Source organism: Lacinutrix venerupis, from assembly GCF_001971745.1.
GTDB classification, from domain to species: Bacteria; Bacteroidota; Bacteroidia; order Flavobacteriales; family Flavobacteriaceae; genus Lacinutrix; species Lacinutrix venerupis.
Window position 1 is genome coordinate 2,969,789 of the sequence record NZ_CP019352.1, and the last position, 23,607, is coordinate 2,993,395.

A 23,607-nucleotide genomic window follows, 5' to 3' on the forward strand; every position below is an offset into this window, starting at 1 on the left:
TTATTCTTTTATAGCTGCTACTTTTTTAATCTCGTAGGTCATTTTTAAATCGTTAAGCACATTTAATGCTTCTTCTACGTAGACATCATGACTTAAACTTTCGTGCCATCTATCACGTTTTTCTTTTAAAACAGTATCCTCTTCAAAAAGCCTTACTTCATAAGGTAATGAGTTGAAGGTTAAATTTGTTGTATACTTAGAAATAGCATCATATTCTTTTGCCTTTTCTTCGTCTGCCTTTAATTCTGCTTTATACTTTTTATAATTTAAAGAAAATACATTTTCCTCAATTTGAGACTTTAACCACTTAGCATTTTCCTCGATTAGCTTTAATTGTGGATTGTTTTCCATACGTTTCTTACTATTACTTACAGTAGCATCATAATCGAAATAACTATTCCAATAATCGTATTTTACAGCATCTATTTTATCCCAAGCTAATGGATTTTCTTGATCGCGTTCTCCTATATCGATAAAACTATAACGGTCTGGCACTACCACATCACTTTTTACACCTTCTAATTGCGTAGACCCACCATTAATTCTATAAAATTTTTGACGTGTTATTTTAATAGCTCCTAAATCTCCATGAGAACTATTACGTACCATTCTATTTAAATCTAATACATTTTGAACAGTTCCTTTTCCATAAGTTTGTTTACTACCAATTATAATAGCTCGTTTATAATCTTGCATAGCTGCAGCTAAAATCTCTGATGCCGATGCCGATAACTCGTTAACCATAATTACTAAAGGTCCATCCCAAACAATAGATTTATCGGTATCTTCTAAAACTTCCTTAGGCTCGTTAGTTGAGCGTACTTGCACAATTGGCCCATCTTTAATAAATAAACCTGCAATATCTACAACAGTTTTTAAAGATCCACCTCCATTATTTCTAAGGTCTAAAACTAAACCTTCTATTCCTTCTTCTTTTAATCTTTCTATTTCTTTTTTAATATCTGATGCTGCATTACGTTCATTATAATCTGTAAAATCTATATAAAATTTTGGAAGATTAATAAGTCCAAACTTTTTATCACCTTTTAAAACTGTAGATGATTTTGCATAAGTTTCTTCTAACTCTACTATATCTCTTGTTATTGAAATATCTTCAATAGATCCATCTACTTTTTTAAGTGTTAAATATACTTTTGTTCCTTTAGGCCCTTTAATTAATTTTATTGCATCATCAATACGCATTCCTACAATACTAACTGCAGCTTTCTCATCTTCTTGACGCACTTTTAAAATAATATCTCCAACCTCTAACTCTTGACCTCTCCAAGCCGGACCACCAGAAATTACTTCAACTATTTTAGTATAATCCATTCTTTTAGATAATCTTGCTCCAATACCTTCAAGTTTACCAGACATTTGTTGATCGAAACGATCTTTATCTGTTGGTGCAAAGTAAGATGTATGCGGATCGAACTCTTCTACAATTGCATTTATGTACATTGAAAACCAATCTTTTCTTTCCAAATCCTCTACATAATCTGTATAATAAACATCTAAACTTTTCTTAGTTTCTTGTCTTGCTTCAACCTCTAATTCTTTTAAAGACTTTTTAACTTTAGGTTCTCCATCAAGTGAAGCTACCGTATCTCTTTCTTGAGTTCTAATTAGCTCATCGTAATTAGAAATAGTACTAAACTTTAATAATTGTCTCCAACGCTCTTTTAATTTTTTCTTACTTTTAACATATTCATGATTTTCGTAATCTGTATTAAAATCTTCGTCAATACTAAAATCGAAAGGCTTATCTAAAACTTCTTTATAATATTCTTTAGCTTCGGCCATACGCTGAATTAAACGCTCGTTTGTTATATTAAAAAAAGTAATATCGTAAGCTCTTAACTCATCATCAATTTGAGTTTTATATGCTTCAAACTCTTCTATATCACTTTTTAAAAAGAAACGTTTAAGAGGATCTATTTGATTTAAATAAGTATTGTAAACATCCTCCGAAAATTCATCATTAAAATCTTTAGGCTCAAAATGTAACTGCTCTAATGCCAACGTAATAATTTGTATTAAGAGCTTATCTTTATTTGGATCGTTATCTACTTTTGCTGTAAAACTGCAAGAACCAAAAGCTAGCAGAAGTACTAACATTAATATATTATATTTCCTTTTCATATACTTTCTATTTTTTTCCATTCTTAATTAAAGGAAAATTTTCACTAAAATAAAAGAAAAAATCGTGCCAACTATCTGTAACCGGCCTAATTTTTTGTTAAAGCATTAAATTTAGGAAAATACTATAGAAATTATGTATTTTAGCTTGTTATTAATAAAGCTACCTCATTCCAGTAAAATACACATGAAAGACAAGCCATTAATTTTAGTTACTAACGACGATGGTATAACAGCTCCTGGCATTCGCACTTTAATAAATGTTATGAAAACCTTGGGAGATGTTGTAGTTGTTGCACCCGATAGCCCTCAAAGCGGTATGGGTCATGCCATAACTTTAGATTCTACATTACATATTGAAAAAATTCATGTTAAAAATGGAGACTATCATGCTTATAGCTGCTCTGGAACTCCAGCCGATTGTGTTAAAATTGCTGTAAATGAAATTTTAGATAGGCGTCCAGACTTAGTAGTTTCTGGTATTAATCATGGTAGTAACTCCTCTATAAATGTTATTTATTCTGGAACTATGAGCGCTGCAATAGAAGCTGGAATTGAAGGTATTCCTGCTATTGGTTTTTCTCTTTTAGATTATAGTTGGAATGCCGATTTTGAACCTTCAAAACCATTTATTAAAACTATTGTAAAAAATGTTTTAAAAGAAGGCTTAACAGATGGTATTGTACTTAATGTTAATATTCCTAATTTACAGCAAAAAAAAATAAAAGGTATTAAAGTTTGTAGGCAAGCAAGAGCTAATTGGAAAGAAAAGTTCGACAAAAGAAAAACTCCTCAAGGCAAAGACTATTATTGGTTAACGGGAACATTTGTAAATTACGATAAAGGCAAAGATACAGATGAATGGGCCTTAGAAAAAGGTTACATTTCTGTTGTACCAGTGCAGTTTGATTTAACAGCACATCATGCTTTACAACAATTAAACACGTGGAATTTAAATGAATAAAAAAGCTATAATTATTGGTTTTCTTATTGGGTTAATTACAACCTTTATAGGTATTTCTATTTATACCTTAATTATTGGTCTAAATTTAGGTTTATCTATCCAAGATATTACAAACAAAATATTATCAACAAGCGTTTTAGGTAAACGTGCTAGTATTGGTATATTATTAAATTTACCTGTTGTTTATTATTTTTTAAATAAGAAAAAAGAAGACACCGCAAAAGGTGTAATTATTGCTATAGTTTTAGTAGCTTTAATTTTTATACTGAATAAGTTTTAACAAATGAAATATTATATTATTTCTGGAGAAGCCTCGGGCGATTTACATGGTTCAAACCTCATGAAAGCATTACAACGTGAAGACGTTAATGCCGAATTTAGATTTTGGGGAGGAGACCTTATGGCAGCTATTGGTGGCACTTTAGTAAAACACTATCGTGAATTAGCCTTTATGGGTTTTGCAGAAGTAATAATGAATTTAAGAACAATTACAAAAAATCTTACCTTTTGCAAACAGGATATAGAAGCCTTTAATCCTGATGTTATTATTTATATAGATTACCCAGGATTTAATTTACGAATTGCCAAATGGGCAAAACAAAAAGGTTATAAGAATCATTACTATATCTCACCGCAAATATGGGCATGGAAAGAAGGTAGAATTAAAAGTATAAAAAGAGATGTAGACGAAATGTATGTTATTCTTCCTTTTGAAAAACAATTTTATGAAGACAAACATAACTTTCCTGTACATTTTGTTGGCCATCCATTAATTGATGCTATTGGCAATAGACACCAAGTTGATGAATCTAAATTTAGAATAGAAAATGGCTTGAGCGAAAAACCTATAATTTCCTTATTACCAGGAAGTAGAAAACAAGAGATTAAAAAAGTACTATCTATTATGCTTAGTTTGGTAGACGATTACAAAAGTTATCAATTTGTAATTGCTGGTGCACCAGGTCAAGATTATGAATTTTACCAGCAGTTTATAAAAAAATCAAATGTTCATTTTTTAAACAACAAAACATACGATTTACTTAGCGTCTCTACAGCTGCCCTAGTTACCTCTGGAACCGCAACATTGGAAACTGCATTGTTTAAAGTACCACAGGTAGTTTGCTATAAAGGTAGCTGGTTATCTTATCAAATTGGTAAACGCGTAGTAAATTTAGACTATATTTCTTTAGTAAATTTAATTTTAAAAAAAGAAGCTGTTACAGAACTTATTCAAAACGAATTTAATACCAAACGCTTAAAAAAAGAGTTAAATATTATACTTGACGACTACGAAAGAACCAAATTCTTTTTAGATTATTACGATTTAGAAAGAGATTTAGGCGGTAAAGGCGCGAGCAAAAACACTGCCAAATTAATTTACAAATCAATAAACGCGACCTCTTAAAATGCGAAAAATTGCCCTAATTCTACTTACTATTTTTATATTATCTAGTTGCGGAGCTAGCAAAAATAAGCGTGTAGTTACCAGAAAAACACAAACCACAAAAAAAGTTAACCAACCTAAAGTAGCGATTTCTGAAATAGCAGAATCTATTATTAACAATGCTGAAAAATATAAAGGTACACGCTATAAATACGGAGGAACTACAAAAAAAGGAATGGACTGTTCTGGTTTAATTTACACCGCTTTTTTAGAAGAACAACTTCGCATTCCTAGAACTACATCTGGATTATCTTCTTATGGCGATTGGATAGATTTAAAAAAAGTTAGAGAAGGAGATTTAGTATTTTTTGCTACAAAAAAAAATAGCAGAAAAGTAAATCATGTAGGCTTAGTTACAGCTACTAATGGTGATAATGTAGAATTTATTCATGCTTCCACCAGTAAAGGCGTTATGACTTCTAATATTAAAGAAAAGTACTGGTATTTTGCTTTTGTACAAGCCAGAAGGGTTTTGTAAGAAATAATTTATTATCTTCAAGAAGTGAGACTCCTTAACTTCACCATAATAAAGCTAACCACTTGCTTAGTTCTTGGAATTTTAATTGCTTTTTTTATTGAAATTCCAATACATGTTTCGTTGTATGCAACAATTTTTCTATTATTTATATTAACCTTAATTTACTTTTCTTCTAAGCATAAAAGAATAAAAAACATTTGGTTTGGCCTTGTAACCTTTGTAACTATGATTTTTATTGGAATTTTAGTTACAAATTTTCACAATGAAAAACTTGATGAAAATAATTATACAAATATTGACTACAATAAAAAACCAATTACTTTTAGAATTCGATCGACATTAAAATCTGGAAATTTTAACGATAAATACATTATTGAAATTTTAAAAATTGCAGATGCTTCGGTATCTGGCAAAGCACTACTTAACGTAGTAAAAGACAGTATAAACAAACCTCTTAAAGTTGATGAAATTTATGTTACATCTGAAGAGTTTCAACCTATTACCTCGACAATTAATCCTTTTCAATTTAATTATAGAAGTTACCTATCTAAACAATATGTTTTTAAGCAACTATATGTAAATCCTAAAAGACTATTAGCTATAAGCACAAATAAGCATACTATTTATGGGTATGCAGACTTATTTAGAGAAACTATAAATATTAAATTAAAAAAGTACAATTTTAAGCCAGATGTTTTAGCTATAATTAATGCTCTTATTTTAGGGCAAAGACAAGATTTAAGTAAAGATATTTACGACAGCTATACAGATGCTGGAGCTGTACATATTCTTGCCGTTTCTGGTTTACATGTTGCTTTAATTTTACTACTTCTTAATTTTGCTTTAAAACCTTTAAACCGTTTTAAATATGGTAAAGCAATAACTATTATTATTTTGGTAATTTTTATGTGGAGCTTTGCCATAATTGCAGGTCTATCTGCATCTGTAACACGCGCAGTAACAATGTTTAGTATTATTGCTATTGGGATGCATTTAAAACGTCCAACAAATATTTATAACACATTAGCTATATCTATATTTATTTTACTACTTTTTAAACCTCTATTTTTATTTGATGTTGGTTTTCAATTAAGCTATTTAGCTGTTATAGCAATTGTAGCTATCCAACCAAGATTAAAAAAACTATGGAATCCTAAAAATTTTCTTTTAGAAAAAATTTGGGACTATTTTACTGTTGGAATTGCTGCACAGTTTGGTGTTGTGCCAATTAGCTTATATTATTTCCATCAGTTTCCAGGTTTATTTTTTGTTGCCAATATTATAATAATTCCTTTTTTAGGAGCAATTCTAGCCATCGGAATTTTAATTATTATTCTTGCTTTATGTGATTTTTTACCTCAATTTTTAGCCGATGGCTTTGGGTTTATTATATCTAGCATGAACTCGTTAATGAAGTGGTTATCGCTTCAAGAAACCTTTTTATTTAAAGATATATTTTTTAATGGATGGCAAGTAATTACAGCTTATATATTTATTGTTTTGTTTATACAGTTAACAATTTACAAAAAACACGAGTGGCTAAAATTAACATTAGTTTCTGTACTTCTGTTTCAAGGTGTGAATTTGTATAATAAATATACTCACAACACAAACACGTTAACACTATTTCATAAAAGTAGGTACACAGTAATTGGCTTAAAAAAGAAGCAAAAATTAGATGTGTTTTCAGATTTAGATAGCTTATCTCAATTTAGTAATTTAATTGATTATAAAATTGGTAATAACATTAAAGAGATTACAGCTAATAAAAAACCTTCATTTATTAAAACAAAAAGCCACACTGTACTTATAATCGATAGTCTTGGTGTATATAATTTAAAGAAAATTAAACCTAATTATGTTTTAATTACACAGTCTCCAAAAATTAATTTAAATAGACTTATAGATTCTTTAAAACCGAAACAAATTATTGCTGACGGAAGCAATTACAAATCTTACATAGCACGATGGAAAGCGACATGTTTAAAACAAAAAATCCCTTTTCACTATACTGGCGAAAAGGGAGCTTTTATATTAAATTGAAGAATTATATTTGAGAAAATTCTGGCTTAAAATTCTTAAAATACTCATTAAATTTCTCTTGTGTATCCATTCCTGTATGCTCATTCTTTTTAAACATTTTTAAGTAAAGCTCTAATTGTTGTGGTTTTTTATATCCAATAATAGGAGCAATAAAATCTGCTTTTTCATCTAGAAATACAATAGTAGGATACGAACGTATACTAAAATATCTTGCTAGCTCATGTCCTGAGTTTCTTCGTTTAGCTTTTGCAGGATCGTAATTAGGATTTTTAAATGTTCTATTTTTAAAATTTACAACATCATTGCCTTCTGCATTAAATTTAACTGCATAATAGTGCTTGTTAACATAGTTTGCAACATCTTTATTGCTAAAGGTATTACGATCTAACATTTTACATGGTCCACACCAAGAGGTGTACATATCCATCATTATTTTTTTAGGATTCTTTTCTTGAAGTTTCACAGCTTCTTCTAGTGTTATCCAATTAATTTCTTGTGCAGAAATTGTTTCGGTTGCTAAAACAGCGAATAGAGCTAATAATATATATTTTTTCATTTTATAGATTTTTTTAAAGAGTCGCAAATAGTGTTCCAAAGTTACAAAAATACAAAACGCCTTATAAAAGGCGTTTTGTTAAAGTTTTATAATAAAATGTGCTTATTTAACACCATGCATTAATTTTTTTACTACTGGAGTAAGCGCCATTAAAATTAATCCTGCCACAATTGGAACAATTGTAAAAATTAAAAAGAAAGTACTCATATCGTACTCTGCTGTAATTTTATCTATCATTCCACCCATAGATCCTGCGGCTTTATTTCCTAACCCAATGGCTATATACCATAGACCAAACATTAAACCAATTTTAGCTGCTGGCACTAATTTACTAACATAAGATAAGCCTACTGGAGATAAAGATAATTCACCTAAAGTATGTAAAAGGTAAGCTAATATTAACCACACAATACTTACAGATGCTGTTTGCGCTCCTTGAGGAATTGAAGCAGAACCATAAGCTAAAATTCCAAAACCAAGTCCAAGTAAAATTAATCCCATTCCAAACTTAACTGTAGCAGAAGGATTGTATTTACTTTCCCATATTTTAGATACTAAAGGTGCAAAAGCAATAATATAGAATGAATTTAATATTCCAAACCAAGATGCAGGAATTTCGGTAGATTCTTGAGTAAATTGATTTTTTAACATCCATATTACAATAGCCCAAATAATTGCAAAACTTAAGCCTAAAGCTAAATTAGATACTTTGTATTTACTAAATGTAATTTTAAATAACTGAAAAAGAACGTAAGTTATTATTATTAAAGGCACTACTGTTAATAGTGTATTTGCAATTCTAAAAATATTTGCTGAGCTTCCTTCTAAAACACGGTCTGTATAATCTGAAGCAAAAATAGTCATAGAACCACCTGCTTGTTCAAAAGCTGCCCAGAAAAATATTGTGAAAAATGCTAAAATTCCCACAACTATATAACGATCTCTTTGCACTTTTGCTGGTACAATTTCTGCCTTTATTTCTTCTTCGTTATTTGAAATAGCATCAACATAATCAATACTTTCTGAAGGAGACAATCCTATTTTTCCAAAAATTGTTTGTGCTAACAAAAATTGAATCATTCCTATAAACATAAATATTCCTGCCAAGCCAAATCCATAATGCCATCCAACTGTTTCTCCTATGTATCCACATAGTAAAATACCTAAAAATGCTCCTGCATTTACTCCCATATAAAAAATGGTAAATGCACCATCCTTTTTATTTTGAGCGTTAACATAAACACCATTTATAATAGAGGTAATATTTGGTTTAAACAATCCGTTTCCTGCAACTAAAAGTGCGATACCTAAATATAAACTCCATGGAGTATCGAAAGCCATAGCAGCGTGACCTAATGTCATTATTAGTGCTCCAATTGCCACTGCTCTTCTGTATCCTAAAAATTTATCGGCCAAAAAACCACCAATTATTGGCGAGAAATATACCAGCATTGTATATGTACCATACAAGCCTAAAGCATCTTCTCTACTCCATCCCCAACCGCCATCAATAATAGCAGAGGTTAAAAATAGTACTAATATAGCACGCATTCCATAGTAAGAGAAACGTTCCCACATTTCAGTAAAAAACAAGACAAATAACCCAGACGGATGTCCCATTAATAATTTTCGATTCATTTCAGATCCTTCGAATCTAAATTTAGCTACACTCATATTTATAATTTAGTTTAATATTTTTTAAATTTAAAATTACTCAATGCCATGCATTTTCTTTTTAAGAATAGGATTTAGAAGCATCATTATTATAGCTGCTCCTATTGGAATTACAGTAAATATTAAAAAGAAAGTGGACAAGCCATATTCTTCTGAGATTGGATCAATAAAACTTCCTGTAAATCCTCCTAATAAGTTAGCAAAGAAGTTTGCTGTAAACCAAATACCAAACATTAAGCTTACAAATTTTACTGGAGCTAATTTACTAACGTAAGATAATCCTACTGGAGAAACACAAAGCTCTCCCATTGTATGTAAAAAATAAGCTCCAACTAAAAACATTAAACTAACAGAAGCTGTTTTTGCTCCTTCTGGTATTCCTGAAGCTCCATAGGCTAAAATTCCGAAGCCTAAACCTACCAATAATAATCCAATAGCAAACTTAATTGGACCAGATGGATTAAGTTTACTTTCCCATAATTTAGAAAATAATGGTGCGAATAATATTATAAATAATGAGTTTAACACTGAAAACCAAGAAGCTGGAACCTCTGTTGTATCTGCCTTAAATTCTCTACTAAGCATCCAAATTACTATTGCCCATATAATTACAAAACTAAAACCAAGTAATATATTAGCTAAAGCGAATTTTTTAAATGTTTGTTTAAACAACATAGCTAACACCCAAGTGATTACTAACATTGGCACAACAGTTATAATTGTATTTATAACTTTAAATGTTAGAGCGGCATTACCTACTAAAGCTCTATCTGTATAATCCTTAGCAAAAATTGTCATAGATCCACCAGCTTGCTCGAATGCCCACCAAAAGAATATTACAAATAAAGAGAATACTCCAATTACAATCATTCTATCTCTTACTACTTTAGAGCTTTCTGCTTCCTCTACTGCTTCTTCAATATCTTCTCCTATTTTTTCTACTCCATCTTCAATTACATCATCAAAATCTTCAGTTTGTTTTGGCGATAATCCTATTTTTCCAAATATTTTTTGAGTGAAATAGAACTGTAACATTCCTAAGAACATAAATACTCCAGCAAGTCCAAAACCATAGTGCCATCCTATTTTTTCTCCTATATAACCACATAAAAGAATTCCTAAAAAAGCTCCGGCATTAATTCCCATATAGAAAATTGTATAACCACCATCTTTTTCTTTTCCTTGAGATTTATATAATTGCCCAACCATTGATGAGATGTTAGGCTTAAAAAAACCATTTCCTATAATTAAACCTGCTAAACCAATATAGAAAAAAATTGAAGTTATACCTTCTAAAGCCATAGATGCGTGACCAAGAGTCATAATTAATGCTCCTAATACAACAGCATTTCTATAACCCATAAATTTATCTGCAATAAAACCTCCAATTATTGGTGTTAAGTATACCAATCCAGTATACCAACCGTAAAGAACTAATGCATCTGCACTTGTCCATTCCCAACCACCATCTAATAGTGTTGAAACTAAAAACAGTACTAATAACGCTCGCATTCCATAGTACGAAAAACGTTCCCACATTTCTGTAAAGAATAACACAAACAGTCCTGACGGGTGACCTAATACTGTTTTTTGGTTCTCTACAGAACCTCCATATTTTAATTCCATATTTATTTATTTTAGTTAGTTATTTTTAATTTAAGTTTTAGAAGAATCTACTAATTAGCTTCTAACTTGTCTCCCAAAGTACGATCTATAAAATTAGTCATTTTAGTGTACAAGTGTTTGCGTGTATTACCTCCATAAATACCGTGATTTTTATCTGGATAAATCATCCATTCAAATTGTTTATCGGCTTGAATTAAGGCTTCAACCATTCGCATTGTATTTTGCACATGTACATTATCATCTCCAGTACCATGAATTAATAGAAAATCTCCTTTTAACTTATCTACATGGTTTATTGGTGAATTATCATCGTAACCACTTGCATTTTCTTGAGGCGTAGTCATGTAACGTTCTGTATAAATAGAATCGTAAAATCTCCAACTTGTTACTGGTGCAACTGCAATTGCCATTTTAAACACATCGTTACCTTTTAAAAGAGCATTACTAGACATAAAGCCTCCGTAGCTCCATCCCCAAATTCCAATTCTAGAAGCATCTATATAATTTCTTTGCCCTAATAATTTTGCAGCTTCAATTTGATCTTCAACTTCAAATTTCCCTAATTCCTTTTGAGTTATTTTCTTAAAATCTGCTCCTTTTAATCCTGTTCCTCTACCATCTACGCAAGCCACAATATATCCTTTTTGTGCAAGCATTTGATACCAATAATCATTTGAACTATTCCAACGGTTTGTAACTTGTTGAGAACCTGGTCCAGAATATTGGTACATTAATAATGGATATTTTTTATTGACATCGAAATTTGCAGGTTTAATTACCCACATATTTAAATCGTTACCATTTACATGTATTGTAGAAAATTCTTTTTGTGATAATGAATATTGAGAAACTGTTTCGGCTAGTTTTTCATTATCTTTTATTTTTTTAATTACATTTCCATTTGCAGCACTATTTAATGTATACACAGGAGGTGTTGTAGCACTAGAAAAAGTATTAATAAAATATGTAAAATCTGCACTAAAATCTGCATTATTAGTACCTGTATTTTTTGTTAATCGTTGTTTATTAGTTCCATTAAGGTTTATAGAATATACGTCTCTATTTATAGAACCATTTTCTACAGATTGGTAGTAAATTTTATTTGTTTTTACATCTAAACCATAGTAATTAGTTACCTCCCAATTTCCTTTTGTTACTTGATTAATTAATTCTCCATCTTTAGTATAGTGATAAATGTGATTAAAACCATCTTTTTCACTAGTCCATATAAAGCTATTATCTTCTAAAAAAGTAAGATTATCTGTTACATCAACATATGCTTTATCTCTCTCTTCAACTGCTAAAATTGCTTTATTTTTATTAGTATTAATCATCCATAAGTCTAACTCATTTTGATGACGATTAGAGAACTGAGCGCTTAAAACATCTGGGTTATTTGTCCATTTAATTCTAGGAATATAAAAATCTTTATAATCCTTATTTACTTTTACTTCGTTTGTTTTATTTTCTTTAAAATCATAAACATAAAGTGATACAATAGCATTTGCTTCACCGGCTTTAGGATATTTAAAAACAGTTTGTGTTTGGTATAAATTTTTACCATAAACATCCATTGAAAATTCTGGCACATTAGTTTCGTCAAAACGTATAAATGCTATTTTATCGCTATTTGCATTCCACTCAAAAGCACGCACGAAACCAAATTCTTCTTCATAAACCCAATCGGTAATACCGTTTATAATTTTATTTTTTATTCCATCCTTAGTGAATTGTGTTGTATTACCAGATATTAAATCTTTTACATATAAATTATTATTTAAACCATAAGCAACCTTTTGTCCATCTGGAGAAAAAGTAGGTTCTTGAATTTTCTCATTAGAAACAGAAGTTAGCATCCCTGTTTTTGTATCTAAAACATAATAATTAGCCAATGTTGAGCGTCTAAAAATAGATTCTTGATTTGTAGCTAAAAGTACCTGAGACTCATCATCACTAAATTTATAATCTGTAAAAAACTTTATGTCTTCAAGGTTTAAAGAGCTTACTAATGTTTTTACTTTTTCTAAGGTTTTATAATCGTAAATATCAATTGTAGTAGAGCCATTTTTTCTATCAAAATTTAAAACTGAATACTCTTTTCCATTTTTCATAGAATGTAAAGCATCTAATCTTTCTTGTCTAAATGTACCATTAGACCAAATATCATCAAGCGTTATAGATTTGTTTTGTGCTGTACATAAAGTAGTTACTAATAAGCATAAAAATGCTATATATTTAGATATTGTCATTAAGAATATTTTTTTGATAAAATAATGTCAAGTTTACTAAAAAATAAGCAAAAAACCCTAATTATTAACACTTAATTCAGGTAAGATAATAAGTAAAATGCTTGGTTTAAAATTTCGTTAAAGTAAGTTATCTTCAAAACAGCTGTTATTTAGTATCTTCGCAATCACAAATTTAACCTAATGAGTACAACAATTTCTGGTTTTTCAAAACTATCTAAATCTGAAAAAATAGACTGGATAGTTAGCAACTACCTTTCAAACTCCAATACTGCAAAGCAAACTATTACGCAGTATTTTAATGCAGACAGTAAACTACAACAGCTTCACGATGAGTTTATAGAAAACACTATTTCTAATTATTATTTACCACTTGGTGTAGCTCCAAATTTCGAAATTAACGGAAAAACATACGCAATCCCAATGGCTATTGAAGAAAGCTCGGTTGTTGCAGCTGCTAGTAATGCTGCTAAATTCTGGATGCAACGTGGTGGTTTTAAGGCTAAAGTGATCTCTACTACAAAAATTGGACAGGTTCATTTTATGTTTGATGGCGATTTTGAAACTTTAAAAAAAGTTTTTGAAACCGTTAAACCTAAATTAATATTAGATACCAAACCAATAACCGCCAACATGGAAAAACGTGGTGGTGGAATTTTAGATATTGAGTTAAGAAATAAAACTTCTGATTTAAATAACTATTATCAACTTCATGCAACCTTTGAAACATTAGATGCTATGGGAGCGAATTTTATAAATTCGTGTTTAGAGCAATTTTCCAAAACGTTTAAAGCTGAAGCAGAAAAACACTTAAATACCTCTATTGAAATAGTTATGAGTATCCTTTCTAACTATGTTCCAGATTGCTTAGTTAGAGCAGAGGTTTCTTGTAATGTTGAAGAATTAAAACATAAGGGTATTGAAGGCAAGGCTTTCGCCGAAAAGTTTGTTCGCGCAGTAAATATTGCAGAAGTAGAGCCACATAGAGCTGTTACACACAACAAAGGTATAATGAATGGCATTGATGCCGTAGTACTTGCTACCGGTAACGATTTTAGAGCTATTGAAGCTGGTGTGCATGCTTATGCAATAAAAAATGGAAAATACACTAGTTTAACTCATGCAAAGATTGAAGATGGTGTATTTACTTTCTGGATGGAAATACCATTGGCATTAGGAACCGTTGGAGGTCTTACCGGATTACATCCTTTAGTTAAAATCGCTTTAAATATTTTAGGAAAACCATCAGCTAAAGAACTTATGCAAATTGTAGCTGTTGCTGGTTTAGCTCAAAATTTTGCAGCTTTACGCTCATTAACTACAACAGGAATACAAGAAGGACACATGAAAATGCATTTAATGAATATTTTAAATCAATTTAACGCTACTAACGAAGAAAAAGAAGTTATAGTAAATTATTTTAAAACTAATACAGTAACACATAGTGCTGTGGTTTTAGAATTAGAAAAACTAAGACAGTAATGCTAACATTTTACAGTCATGGAAAATTATTACTTTCTGGAGAATATGTAGTTCTTGACGGAGCAAAAGCTTTAGCTCTACCAACAAAATTAGGACAATCTTTAACTGTAGAACCAATTCTAGAACAGAAACTTATTTGGCAAAGTATAGATTGTAACGGTGCCATTTGGTTTGAAGAAACATATACTCTTTTAAACGGAAATATTAAGTTTCTCCCAAAACAACATAATGATTTAAGTAAAAGACTTATTAAAATATTAAATGTAGCCAAACAGCTTAATCCTGATTTTTTAAAAAATGAAAAAGGTTACAAAGTAACATCTGTATTGGAGTTCCCTAATAATTGGGGATTAGGATCGTCTTCTACACTTTTAAACAATATAGCACAATGGGCTAAAGTAGATGCTTTTACTTTATCTAATAAAACCTTTGGAGGTAGCGGATATGATATTGCTTGTGCAAAAAATGATAGTGCTATTGTATATCAATTAACAGCTAGTAAGCCTAAAATTGAACGTATTTTATTTAATAAACCATTTAACGACCAATTGTTTTTTGTTTATTTAAATAGAAAGCAAAATAGTCGAGATTCTATTAAAACTTATAAAAATAACAAATCTAATAGCGAAGAAATAATTTTGAGAATAAATAAAATTACTTCAAAATTAATTACTACAAATACTATTGAAGAATTTAACGAGCTAATTAAGGAACACGAAACTTTAATTGGAAATATTACAAATCAAACACCAGTAAAAAAGCGCTTATTTAGTGATTTTAAGAATGAAATTAAAAGTCTTGGTGGTTGGAATGGTGATTTTATTTTAGCTACAGGAGAGCAAACTTATATTGAAACCTATTTTAAATCTAAAGGTTATAACACCATAGTTAGTTTTAATACTATGATTTTAAAACTTACTTAACTTCGAACATTAATTTATTACATAAAAAAAGCCTTGCAATGCAAGGCTTTAAATTTAATATCTAAAAAGTAATACTATTGTATTGTTTTTGCTCTATAATCTTCAATTTCTGCAGATTCTTTTAATGCATTATATAACCTTGTGTTAATTGCATTTGTTTTTTCTGCAGCTACTTGGTTTGCAAAAGATTGGTAATTTTCTAAACTAACAGCATCTGTTTTTTTAGTAACTTCAACCATATAAACACCTTTTTCTCCAGCAATTAACCTAGATGTTTGTCCTTCTTCTAAACCAAAAGCATGACCAACTACTATTGGTTCTAAGCCTGCTCCAGAAATTGTTGGATTTTTCATATTAATAGCTAAACCTGTTTTTACTTGTTGGTTTTCTGCTGCAGCAAAATCTGCTAACGTTCTAGCAGAAACTCTATCTTTTATAAGTTTAGCTTTCTTTTCTTTTCTTATTTCTGGTAAAGCAGTTACAGAGGCATCTTCAACATTCATTAAACCAGCTTCATTTTTCTCTGTAATTTGAGCTACAATATAACCGTTAGTAGTTTCAAAACGTTTTGTGTCTCCAACCTTTGCATCGTCTTCAAAAGTCCAACGTACTAAAGTTCTTAATGGTCCAACTCCAGGAATGCTTTCGTCTAATTCTTTAATTGTACTTACAGGATTTACTGCTAAATTATTTTCTTTGGCAACAGCTTGAAAATCTTTATCATTAACAGCTACCTCAAAATTTGTAGCCGCTCTAAAAACAGCATTTTCTGTATCTACAGAAGGCTCAATAGTTCTTTCTATAGTTGCTACTTTATAAGCAGTATCTTCGTTTTTCTTGTCGTCTATTCTAATAATATGGTATCCAAATTTAGTTTCTACAACATCAATACTTCCTGCGTCGTTAAAGAATAGGAAGTTTGCAAAATCTGGGTCAAATGATGCAGGATTGTAGTTTGTTAAACGAAACCATCCTATACTTCCGTCTTTACCTTTAGAACCATCTGTATTTATTTCGTTTGCTATTTCTGCATATTTAGTTTTATTATTTTTAACTAATTTTAAAATACTATCTGCACTAATTTTTGCTTGTTCCTTTGTTTTTACAGTTTCTGCTGTTGCTGCTTGAGACCCAACATAAGGAATTAAAATATGACTAGACTGTACAGAATCTGCTAAAACTTTTCTATCTAAAAGTTTAGTTATTTTAAATGCTCCTCCATCTTTGTAAGGTCCGTAAACGGCTCCTATATTTAATTTTGAAATACTATCTTTCACACCATTTGGAAAAGCTGATGCGTAAACAAATTTATCTTGAAATTTTAAAGCTGCGTCTGATTCTGCATTTACTAAAGTAATTGCTTCCTCTTCGTTCATATTTAAAAAACCTGGTACTTTATCGGTTTGCTTTGTAGTTTCATTGTAAACCTCTCCTCCTTTTATAAAAGAAATTAATTCGTTTTGAAACGTGTTTTCATCTTCTAATGAAGCTACATTATCAAACTTTACGTACTGTATATTTCTTGATGCTTCAACTTCATATTTATTTTTGTTCTTACTAACATAAGCTTTAATTTCAGACTTAGTTACTTCTACAGTACTATCTGGAATTGTAGCATAAGGCACAGATACATATTTAATATCTACCAAATCACTTTGTAACTTGTGCTCTAGTTCTCCTTCTGCTAAAGTTGCATTAGATGCAGCTTTAATCATGTTAATATAATTTTGTTGTAATGCACCAGAAGCAATACTCTCTTCTCCTTGTACCCATCTGTTATAAAAATCTTGGTTTGGAGAGTTTTTTAAATCTAATATATATTGATTAAGTAAAGACTCATCGTAAACACCATCTGCATTTAAAAACTGAGGACTATTACCATAAGTTGTGCTTAATAAATCGCGCATTTGCTCTCTACCAACAGTTAAACCTAATTGGTTGTATTGATCTTCCATTACAGATTTTCTTACTTCTGCCTCATAAACTTGGTTCATGATTTGAGACTGTGTAGCATTTGGATTATTACGAGCTTCTACTTGAGCCATAAATTCCTGACGAGAAATATCTTTTCCATTAATAGTAGCAACTACATCTGGAGACTTGTTAAATAACGCATCTTTATTATCGAAAAGACTCGATAGTATAAAAGCAAAAAGTGCTAATGCGATTACTAAAATTAGTACAACTGTTTTCTGTCTTATTTTATTTAAAATTGCCATCTGTTTAAATAGATTGTATTCTGTTATTGTTAAAATATAGTGGGCGAAAATACCATTTTCTATTTAATAATAAAAGTAGAATTTGGCAATAATTTAAGAATTATTAAAATGATTGTGTTTTTTATAGCAAATAGTAGAAAAACAGCTCTTATTATCTGTTAATCATCTGTTTTTACTTTTAAAGAGACTAGGTCTATTTTAGTGTTTGATACTTCTAAAATTTTAAACTGAAAATGTTCGGTTATAACAATATCATTTTGTTGTGGAATTTCTTCTGTATGGTCTACAATTAAACCTCCTAAGGTTTCATAATTTTCGCCTTCGGGTAAATTTAATTTATAAGTTTCGTTTAAATAATCTACTTCTAATCTTGCAGAAAAAATATAGTTAGTATCGTCTATTTTTTCTTCTTTTAAAACTACAGTATCATGTTCGTCTTCAATTTCACCAAAAAGCTCTTCAACAATATCCTCTACAGTCATTATTCCTGATGTCCCACCGTATTCATCCAAAACTACAGCTATACTTTTACGTTTTTTTATTAAAACATTTAAAATATCGTTAGCCAACATGGTTTCTGGAACAAACTCTACTGGTAGCACCATTGCCTTAATTGTTTTGGGTTTTTTAAATAACTCAAAAGCATGTGCATAACCTACAATATCATCTATAGTGTCTTTATAAATTAATATTTTAGACATCCCTGTTTCGGTAAATAGTGTGCTTAAATTCGCTACAGAATCGTTAATTTCTAAAGCCATAATTTCCGTTCTAGGAATCATAACTTCTCTTGCTTTAACTTCTGCAAATTCTAAGGCATTTTGAAATATTTGGATTTCTGTATCAATCTCATCATGTTCTTCTACAGATTCCATTTGCTCACTTATATAATTACCTAATTCTACTTTAGTAAAAGCTAATTGTACTTGGTCGCCTTCGGTTTTAAAGAACTTTTTTAATACAAAATCTGAAATCCAAAGTACAAAATCTGATATAAAAGTAAATAGTAAATAAAATAAATAGGCAGGAAAAGCCAATACCTTAATTAAGGTATTACTATAAATTTGAAAAAAAACTTTAGGTAGAAACTCTGCTGTAAATAATATTACTAATGTTGAAATTATAGTTTGAGACAATAAACTTAAATCTGTAAGTAAATAATGTAAAAAAGGATAATTATTTACCAGAGAGGCAAACCATTTCACCAATAAATCGCCCATAAAAAAACCATAAATAACTAATGCTATATTGTTACCAATAAGCATAGTTGCAATAAATTTTGATGGTTTTGCTGTAAGTTTAGATAGTATTCTTGCCAAAAAATCGTCTTGCTTTTTTTCTATTTCTATATGAATTTTATTAGCAGAAACGTAGGCAATTTCCATGCCTGAAAAAAATGCCGATAATAACAACGACACTACAATTATAACGACAATTACTGTTGTGGACATTTATTTATTATTGTTTCTATCTTCATATTTTTTATGAAAATGCCTTCTAAAAAAAAACATAAAAGCTGCAAGAACAAATAAAAATAGCGATAAATATGCATGATTTCTATCTGTATTCCAATTCACTATACAATCGTATAGAAAATAAACACCTGCTATTATATATATGTATTGTGAGAATTTTAAATATTTCATTGGGTAATATTAATTATAGTAAAGATATGTAAAATTTTAAAGTGTAGAATATTGTTATTCACTAACCGCAAAAACGCCACTAATTTCTAAGACTTCGGCTTTTGTAAAATCTCTATCAGAATCGAAACCTTGTCCTTTTGTAAGATAATCTTTAGACTTATATTTTACTGGTAGATTAGTAAAAAGCCATTCTTTTTTTTGATCGAAAAACAATTGGTCTGCATACAAGCTATCGCCTTCATGTGTAGATACTATTACATTATCTTGTAAGTCTATAACATCTGTTTCGCTATAAATTATAGCGTAATCTGAAACAATTGTTGTACGTTGGTTTTGCTCATCAAAAATATGCAGTATTACTCCTTCTGGAAATTCAGAATAACCAAATTTTCTATTTTCGAAATCCAATAGTTTTGGGCTAATTAAATTTGCTGCTACACGACCAGAGTCTGTACGGATAACATTAATATCTACACCAACACCTTGCGGTTCGTTTTCACTAACACCAATTTTATTAACCTCCTTAAAGTTATTTGTACATGAAAAAAACAAAGTCACAGCTAATGCTATGACTCCGTTTTTAATATTATGTAATTTATTAAGTTTCATTAAATAGTAGGCACTGTTACACTTCTTCCTATCCAACATCCTATTTTAATAGTTTTTCCAGACATACCTGCTGAGAAAATATCTTGTTTAGTTGGTGCTAAAGCTCCATATTTAGATGCTGTAGATTTGTTTGCTTTTGCAGCTTCTCTCTCTGCTAACCAATATATAGATCTTTTTTCAAAATTAGTAGTACCACAACTTTTTACACTTGATGCATACATTGATGCTACTTGTAAATAACCTGTTGTATTTGCAGGATTTAATTCCATAGATTTATAGTAATATTCTCTTGCTTTACCATAACTTCCTTTAGACTTAAACTCACCAGCTAATTTATAATATAATCTAGATTTCTTTAATGGATCTGTTTGTAAAGATAATGATTGGTCGAAATATTTTTGCTCTCCAGTAATTACATATAAGTACCATGCTGTATCTGCATTTGGCTCTAATGTGTTTTTCTGCTTTACAATTTTTACAAACATTGGATCTTCCTTACAACCTTTAGAGTACAACTTGTTCATTGCTCTTTGTAACCAAACACCGTTATCCTTATTTGCTTCGTAATCTCTTTGGTAAATTGGAATTAATACAGAACAATTTGCTCTATCTCCTAATTCTGCTTCTACACTCCCAGATATTTTTTCGAATGCTGTTAAAGTTTGAGAATAAAACTTTTTGTACTTCTCGTCCTTTGAGGATAAATTATCTCCTTTAGCAATATACTCGTTAAGTTTTACAGAGTTTTTTTCAACTTCAGTTTCAATTTTATCTACAACATCATCATATTTATTAAATAATTCCTGAGGTGTTTTTTGACCTTTATCATAAAGACTTACCATCATTTTAAAATAAACATATAAACCTTTTGGGCTTTTAAAGTTTTTTAAGTCTGACGTATAAATAGCATCAAATTCGTTATAAATTTGCTCATCTGTTAAACCTAACAACTCTCTATAATCGTATCTTAATTCTGCTTTTTTAGCTTCAAATTTACCTTTTGGAGATTTACTTGCATAATTAGCCATTCTAGAATCCCAAAGTCCAGTTAACTCGTTTATATATTCTACTTTTTTAGCATCTGTTGTTGCTTCTTTTAATAGACCTTCAAACATGTCTTCTCCATATTTGTATAATCCAGAAAGGTTAAATTTAGGGCAATCTTTTATCGCCTTATTATAATATTGTAATGCTTCAGTAAACTTTTTACCTTTTACTGTTTCTGCTAATAAAGACATATTGATTGTACAATCTTCGTTACTAGCTTGAGCAAAGCTTGTATTTAGCCCTAAAAACAAAAAAGCAATTATTAGTGTGATTTTAGTTTTCATAATATTTAATGTTTGTGTTATTAGTTGAATTTTCTTTTTTCGAACCATCTATCGTTTAAAGATAGACTGAGTTTAAACTTTAAAAAGTTCTCTTGAATTAAGTTTGCTTCTGTTGTGCCTCTTTTTCCTAATTCAAAACCAAAATTGGCATTTGAGAATGGATTTCTAATTGTTCCAACTGGTATACCCACTCCAAAAGATATGCCAAACTCTTTTATTGTTTGATTTTGCACTTGTAAACCTGTGTTTTCAAAACGCAAACCAGCCCTATAAACAACACGTTTCCAGTAACTTGAAAACGAATTATATTGAGGAATATAAAAACCTCCTAAAGACAAAGTTGAGCCATCTACAAAAGTACTTCCGGTATTCTCATATAAAACATTAGAAAACTCACTTGTATTTTGAGTTGTGTATTCTATTCCTGCAAACCATTTTCTTGGTGCTCCTAATCCTGCTCCAAAAGAAATTCTTGATGGTAATTTTAAATCTGTTTTATCTAAACCTGCCGCAGCTAAATCTGCTTCAATTGTTTGACTGTACTCTGATGTTGGTGCAATTTCTGAACCTGTTGCGATGTCTACAAGTACATTAGAAAAAGAACGTTCATTAGTAGAAGTAATATTACTTGAAGGAGAATAAGTAAATGCAGATTGTAGTTCTAATTTATCTGAAATCATGCCTTGGTAGTGTAATCCAAAGTTTAAATTAAGTCCACTTAAGTCTGACCTATTCTCTTCTCTAGATTGTGTTTGTAAAAGCTCTCCGTCACTATTATAGTTAAACTCGATAGTATTATTTTGAATGTTTCCAAAATTATAATTTGCATCTATTCCTGCACTTAAACCTTCTGTTATTTGATAACCAAAAGATAAAAAAGCCTTATTTAAACCACCTTCTCCATTAAAACGAGTATCTAGATTTCCTGCATCGTTATTAGTATCTAACCTATAACCTACCGATGTATATGGCAATAAACCAAAGCCAAAACCTAATTTACCAAGCGGAATAGATAAAGCTACATAATCGAAAGTAGATGACTTTACTCGATCTGAGCTTGTATTACTTTTTAATTTTGTAGATGTATGGCTTCCTCCTATAGTGAATTTTACTGGACGGCTTTCATTATTAAAAGACTCTAAATTATTGCCTCCGTAAGTAGCAGGATTTCTAAAATTTATATGAATACTATCTTTATAAATACTCAATCCACCCATACTAGTATTCTCCACAGAACCTTTAAATTTCAAGGTTCCAATACCGTAAAAAGAATATGGAGATGCAGTTGTTTCCTGAGCGTAACTTTGAATTGCAAATAATGCAATAAAAACTAATACAAGTTTTCTTATCATTAGTATAAATTATAATTTAAAATAAAATTCAAACCCTTTAACAGGAAATTTGAGTTCGCAAATATGCTACTTTTTAATTGTTTAGACAACATTTTAGCATCTCCTCCTGTTAAAATTACTGTTAAATCTTGATATTCTTCAAGATACTGAGTTATACAACCATCAATTTCGTTTAAAACACCATTTACTACGCCAGAATGCATTGAACTCGCTGTAGAGTCCCCTATTAGGTTTTTTGGCACTTCTGTTTTTAGTAGCGGTAAACCAGCTGTTTGATTATACATAGCTTTATAGCGCATACGAATACCAGGAGAAATTGCTCCACCTAAATATTCGTTTTTATTATTTATAAAGTCGTAAGTAATACATGTTCCTGCATCTATAATTAACACATTGTTATCTGGAAATTCTTCTACCGATGCACATACTAATGCAATCCTGTCTATACCTAATGTTTTAGGAGTACTATATAGGTTTTTAAATGGAAGATTTGTTTTGTAGGATAATATTTGAAGTCTAAATTCTTTATCAACATATTTTAATGTATCATTATCTAAGGCTCCAACCGAAGAAACTATTGCATTAATTAAATTACCATGTATTTTTTGAAGCTCTCTTATCCCAGAAATACAGTTTTTTGTTTCAATACGTTTTTTATCAATTAGCTTATTTTTTTCGAATACCGCAAGCTTAGTAAAGGTATTTCCAACATCAATAATTAAATCCATATAATAAATTATAAAACAAATTTACAAAAATGAAGTTATTATGTACACATCTAATTCGTTGATATTACGATAACTGTAACACTCTTTTTTATCTTAAAAAAAGAAAAAAGAAAAAACAATTTAAAATTTTGTGTTTTTTCTTTTGTA

Annotated in this window: 19 protein-coding genes; 7 read left to right on the forward strand and 12 right to left on the reverse strand. The window is 29.9% G+C overall.

Annotation, left to right across the window (positions count from 1 at the left end):
* On the reverse strand, nucleotides 1-2,142 hold the full coding sequence (locus BWR22_RS13440; RefSeq protein WP_076734443.1) for a carboxy terminal-processing peptidase: 2,142 nt from the start codon (nucleotides 2,140-2,142) through the stop codon (nucleotides 1-3).
* 184 nt (nucleotides 2,143-2,326) lie between these two features.
* On the opposite strand from BWR22_RS13440, the gene surE reads away from it, so the two are divergent.
* The 5 genes from surE to BWR22_RS13465 are packed head-to-tail and all read left to right on the forward strand — an operon-like array spanning nucleotide 2,327 to nucleotide 7,068.
* Complete coding sequence (gene surE, locus BWR22_RS13445) at nucleotides 2,327-3,103, forward strand: 5'/3'-nucleotidase SurE (RefSeq protein ID WP_076734170.1); 777 nt, start codon at nucleotides 2,327-2,329, stop codon at nucleotides 3,101-3,103.
* Nucleotides 3,096-3,383: a hypothetical protein gene (locus tag BWR22_RS13450; RefSeq protein ID WP_076734171.1), complete on the forward strand. Its 288-nt coding sequence runs from the start codon at nucleotides 3,096-3,098 to the stop codon at nucleotides 3,381-3,383. Before surE ends, BWR22_RS13450 begins: the two co-directional genes overlap by 8 nt.
* Before the next feature lie 3 nt (nucleotides 3,384-3,386).
* Nucleotides 3,387-4,508: a lipid-A-disaccharide synthase gene (lpxB, locus tag BWR22_RS13455; protein ID WP_076734172.1), complete on the forward strand. Its 1,122-nt coding sequence runs from the start codon at nucleotides 3,387-3,389 to the stop codon at nucleotides 4,506-4,508.
* A 1-nt stretch (nucleotide 4,509) separates the two neighbouring features.
* Nucleotides 4,510-5,025: a C40 family peptidase gene (locus BWR22_RS13460; protein ID WP_076734173.1), complete on the forward strand. Its 516-nt coding sequence runs from the start codon at nucleotides 4,510-4,512 to the stop codon at nucleotides 5,023-5,025.
* A 24-nt stretch (nucleotides 5,026-5,049) separates the two neighbouring features.
* Nucleotides 5,050-7,068, forward strand: a complete 2,019-nt coding sequence (locus BWR22_RS13465) for a ComEC/Rec2 family competence protein (protein WP_076734174.1) — start codon at nucleotides 5,050-5,052, stop codon at nucleotides 7,066-7,068.
* Nucleotides 7,069-7,072: 4 nt separating this feature from the next.
* On the opposite strand, the gene BWR22_RS13470 is transcribed toward BWR22_RS13465, so the two are convergent.
* The 4 genes from BWR22_RS13470 to BWR22_RS13485 all read right to left on the reverse strand — a co-directional run bounded on the left by BWR22_RS13470 (nucleotide 7,073) and on the right by BWR22_RS13485 (nucleotide 13,173).
* Nucleotides 7,073-7,624 (reverse strand): thioredoxin family protein, encoded by a 552-nt coding sequence (locus tag BWR22_RS13470; RefSeq protein WP_076734175.1) that lies wholly within the window; start codon nucleotides 7,622-7,624, stop codon nucleotides 7,073-7,075.
* 102 nt (nucleotides 7,625-7,726) lie between these two features.
* Complete coding sequence (locus tag BWR22_RS13475; RefSeq protein ID WP_076734176.1) at nucleotides 7,727-9,298, reverse strand: peptide MFS transporter; 1,572 nt, start codon at nucleotides 9,296-9,298, stop codon at nucleotides 7,727-7,729.
* A gap of 36 nt (nucleotides 9,299-9,334) precedes the next feature.
* Entirely contained in the window at nucleotides 9,335-10,924 is a 1,590-nt protein-coding gene (locus BWR22_RS13480) for a peptide MFS transporter (RefSeq protein WP_076734177.1), read from the reverse strand.
* Between the two features lie 50 nt (nucleotides 10,925-10,974).
* The gene (locus BWR22_RS13485) at nucleotides 10,975-13,173 is read right to left on the reverse strand and encodes a S9 family peptidase (RefSeq protein ID WP_076734178.1); all 2,199 of its coding nucleotides are present in this window, start codon (nucleotides 13,171-13,173) and stop codon (nucleotides 10,975-10,977) included.
* Between the two features lie 180 nt (nucleotides 13,174-13,353).
* Between BWR22_RS13485 and BWR22_RS13490 the strand changes: the two genes are divergently transcribed.
* Both BWR22_RS13490 and BWR22_RS13495 read left to right on the forward strand, forming a co-directional pair.
* A complete protein-coding gene (locus tag BWR22_RS13490; protein ID WP_076734179.1) occupies nucleotides 13,354-14,652 on the forward strand; it encodes a hydroxymethylglutaryl-CoA reductase, degradative in 1,299 nt (432 codons plus the stop codon).
* Nucleotides 14,652-15,575: a GYDIA family GHMP kinase gene (locus BWR22_RS13495; protein ID WP_076734180.1), complete on the forward strand. Its 924-nt coding sequence runs from the start codon at nucleotides 14,652-14,654 to the stop codon at nucleotides 15,573-15,575. Before BWR22_RS13490 ends, BWR22_RS13495 begins: the two co-directional genes overlap by 1 nt.
* Nucleotides 15,576-15,649: 74 nt before the next feature.
* Here the strand turns inward: BWR22_RS13495 and BWR22_RS13500 are convergent, their stop codons facing one another.
* From BWR22_RS13500 to BWR22_RS13530, 7 genes are all read right to left on the reverse strand, one after another.
* Nucleotides 15,650-17,794: a peptidylprolyl isomerase gene (locus BWR22_RS13500; RefSeq protein ID WP_076734181.1), complete on the reverse strand. Its 2,145-nt coding sequence runs from the start codon at nucleotides 17,792-17,794 to the stop codon at nucleotides 15,650-15,652.
* A 158-nt stretch (nucleotides 17,795-17,952) separates the two neighbouring features.
* Entirely contained in the window at nucleotides 17,953-19,245 is a 1,293-nt protein-coding gene (locus tag BWR22_RS13505; RefSeq protein ID WP_076734182.1) for a hemolysin family protein, read from the reverse strand.
* The gene (locus tag BWR22_RS13510) at nucleotides 19,246-19,440 is read right to left on the reverse strand and encodes a hypothetical protein (protein WP_076734183.1); all 195 of its coding nucleotides are present in this window, start codon (nucleotides 19,438-19,440) and stop codon (nucleotides 19,246-19,248) included.
* A gap of 54 nt (nucleotides 19,441-19,494) precedes the next feature.
* A complete protein-coding gene (lptC, locus tag BWR22_RS13515; RefSeq protein ID WP_076734184.1) occupies nucleotides 19,495-20,049 on the reverse strand; it encodes an LPS export ABC transporter periplasmic protein LptC in 555 nt (184 codons plus the stop codon).
* Entirely contained in the window at nucleotides 20,049-21,380 is a 1,332-nt protein-coding gene (locus BWR22_RS13520) for a hypothetical protein (protein WP_076734444.1), read from the reverse strand. The genes lptC and BWR22_RS13520 overlap by 1 nt, the downstream gene beginning before the upstream one ends.
* Nucleotides 21,381-21,400: 20 nt before the next feature.
* On the reverse strand, nucleotides 21,401-22,732 hold the full coding sequence (locus BWR22_RS13525) for a hypothetical protein (RefSeq protein ID WP_076734185.1): 1,332 nt from the start codon (nucleotides 22,730-22,732) through the stop codon (nucleotides 21,401-21,403).
* Nucleotides 22,732-23,460 (reverse strand): type III pantothenate kinase, encoded by a 729-nt coding sequence (locus BWR22_RS13530; RefSeq protein ID WP_076734186.1) that lies wholly within the window; start codon nucleotides 23,458-23,460, stop codon nucleotides 22,732-22,734. Before BWR22_RS13530 ends, BWR22_RS13525 begins: the two co-directional genes overlap by 1 nt.
* Between the last annotated feature and the right edge of the window lie 147 nt (nucleotides 23,461-23,607).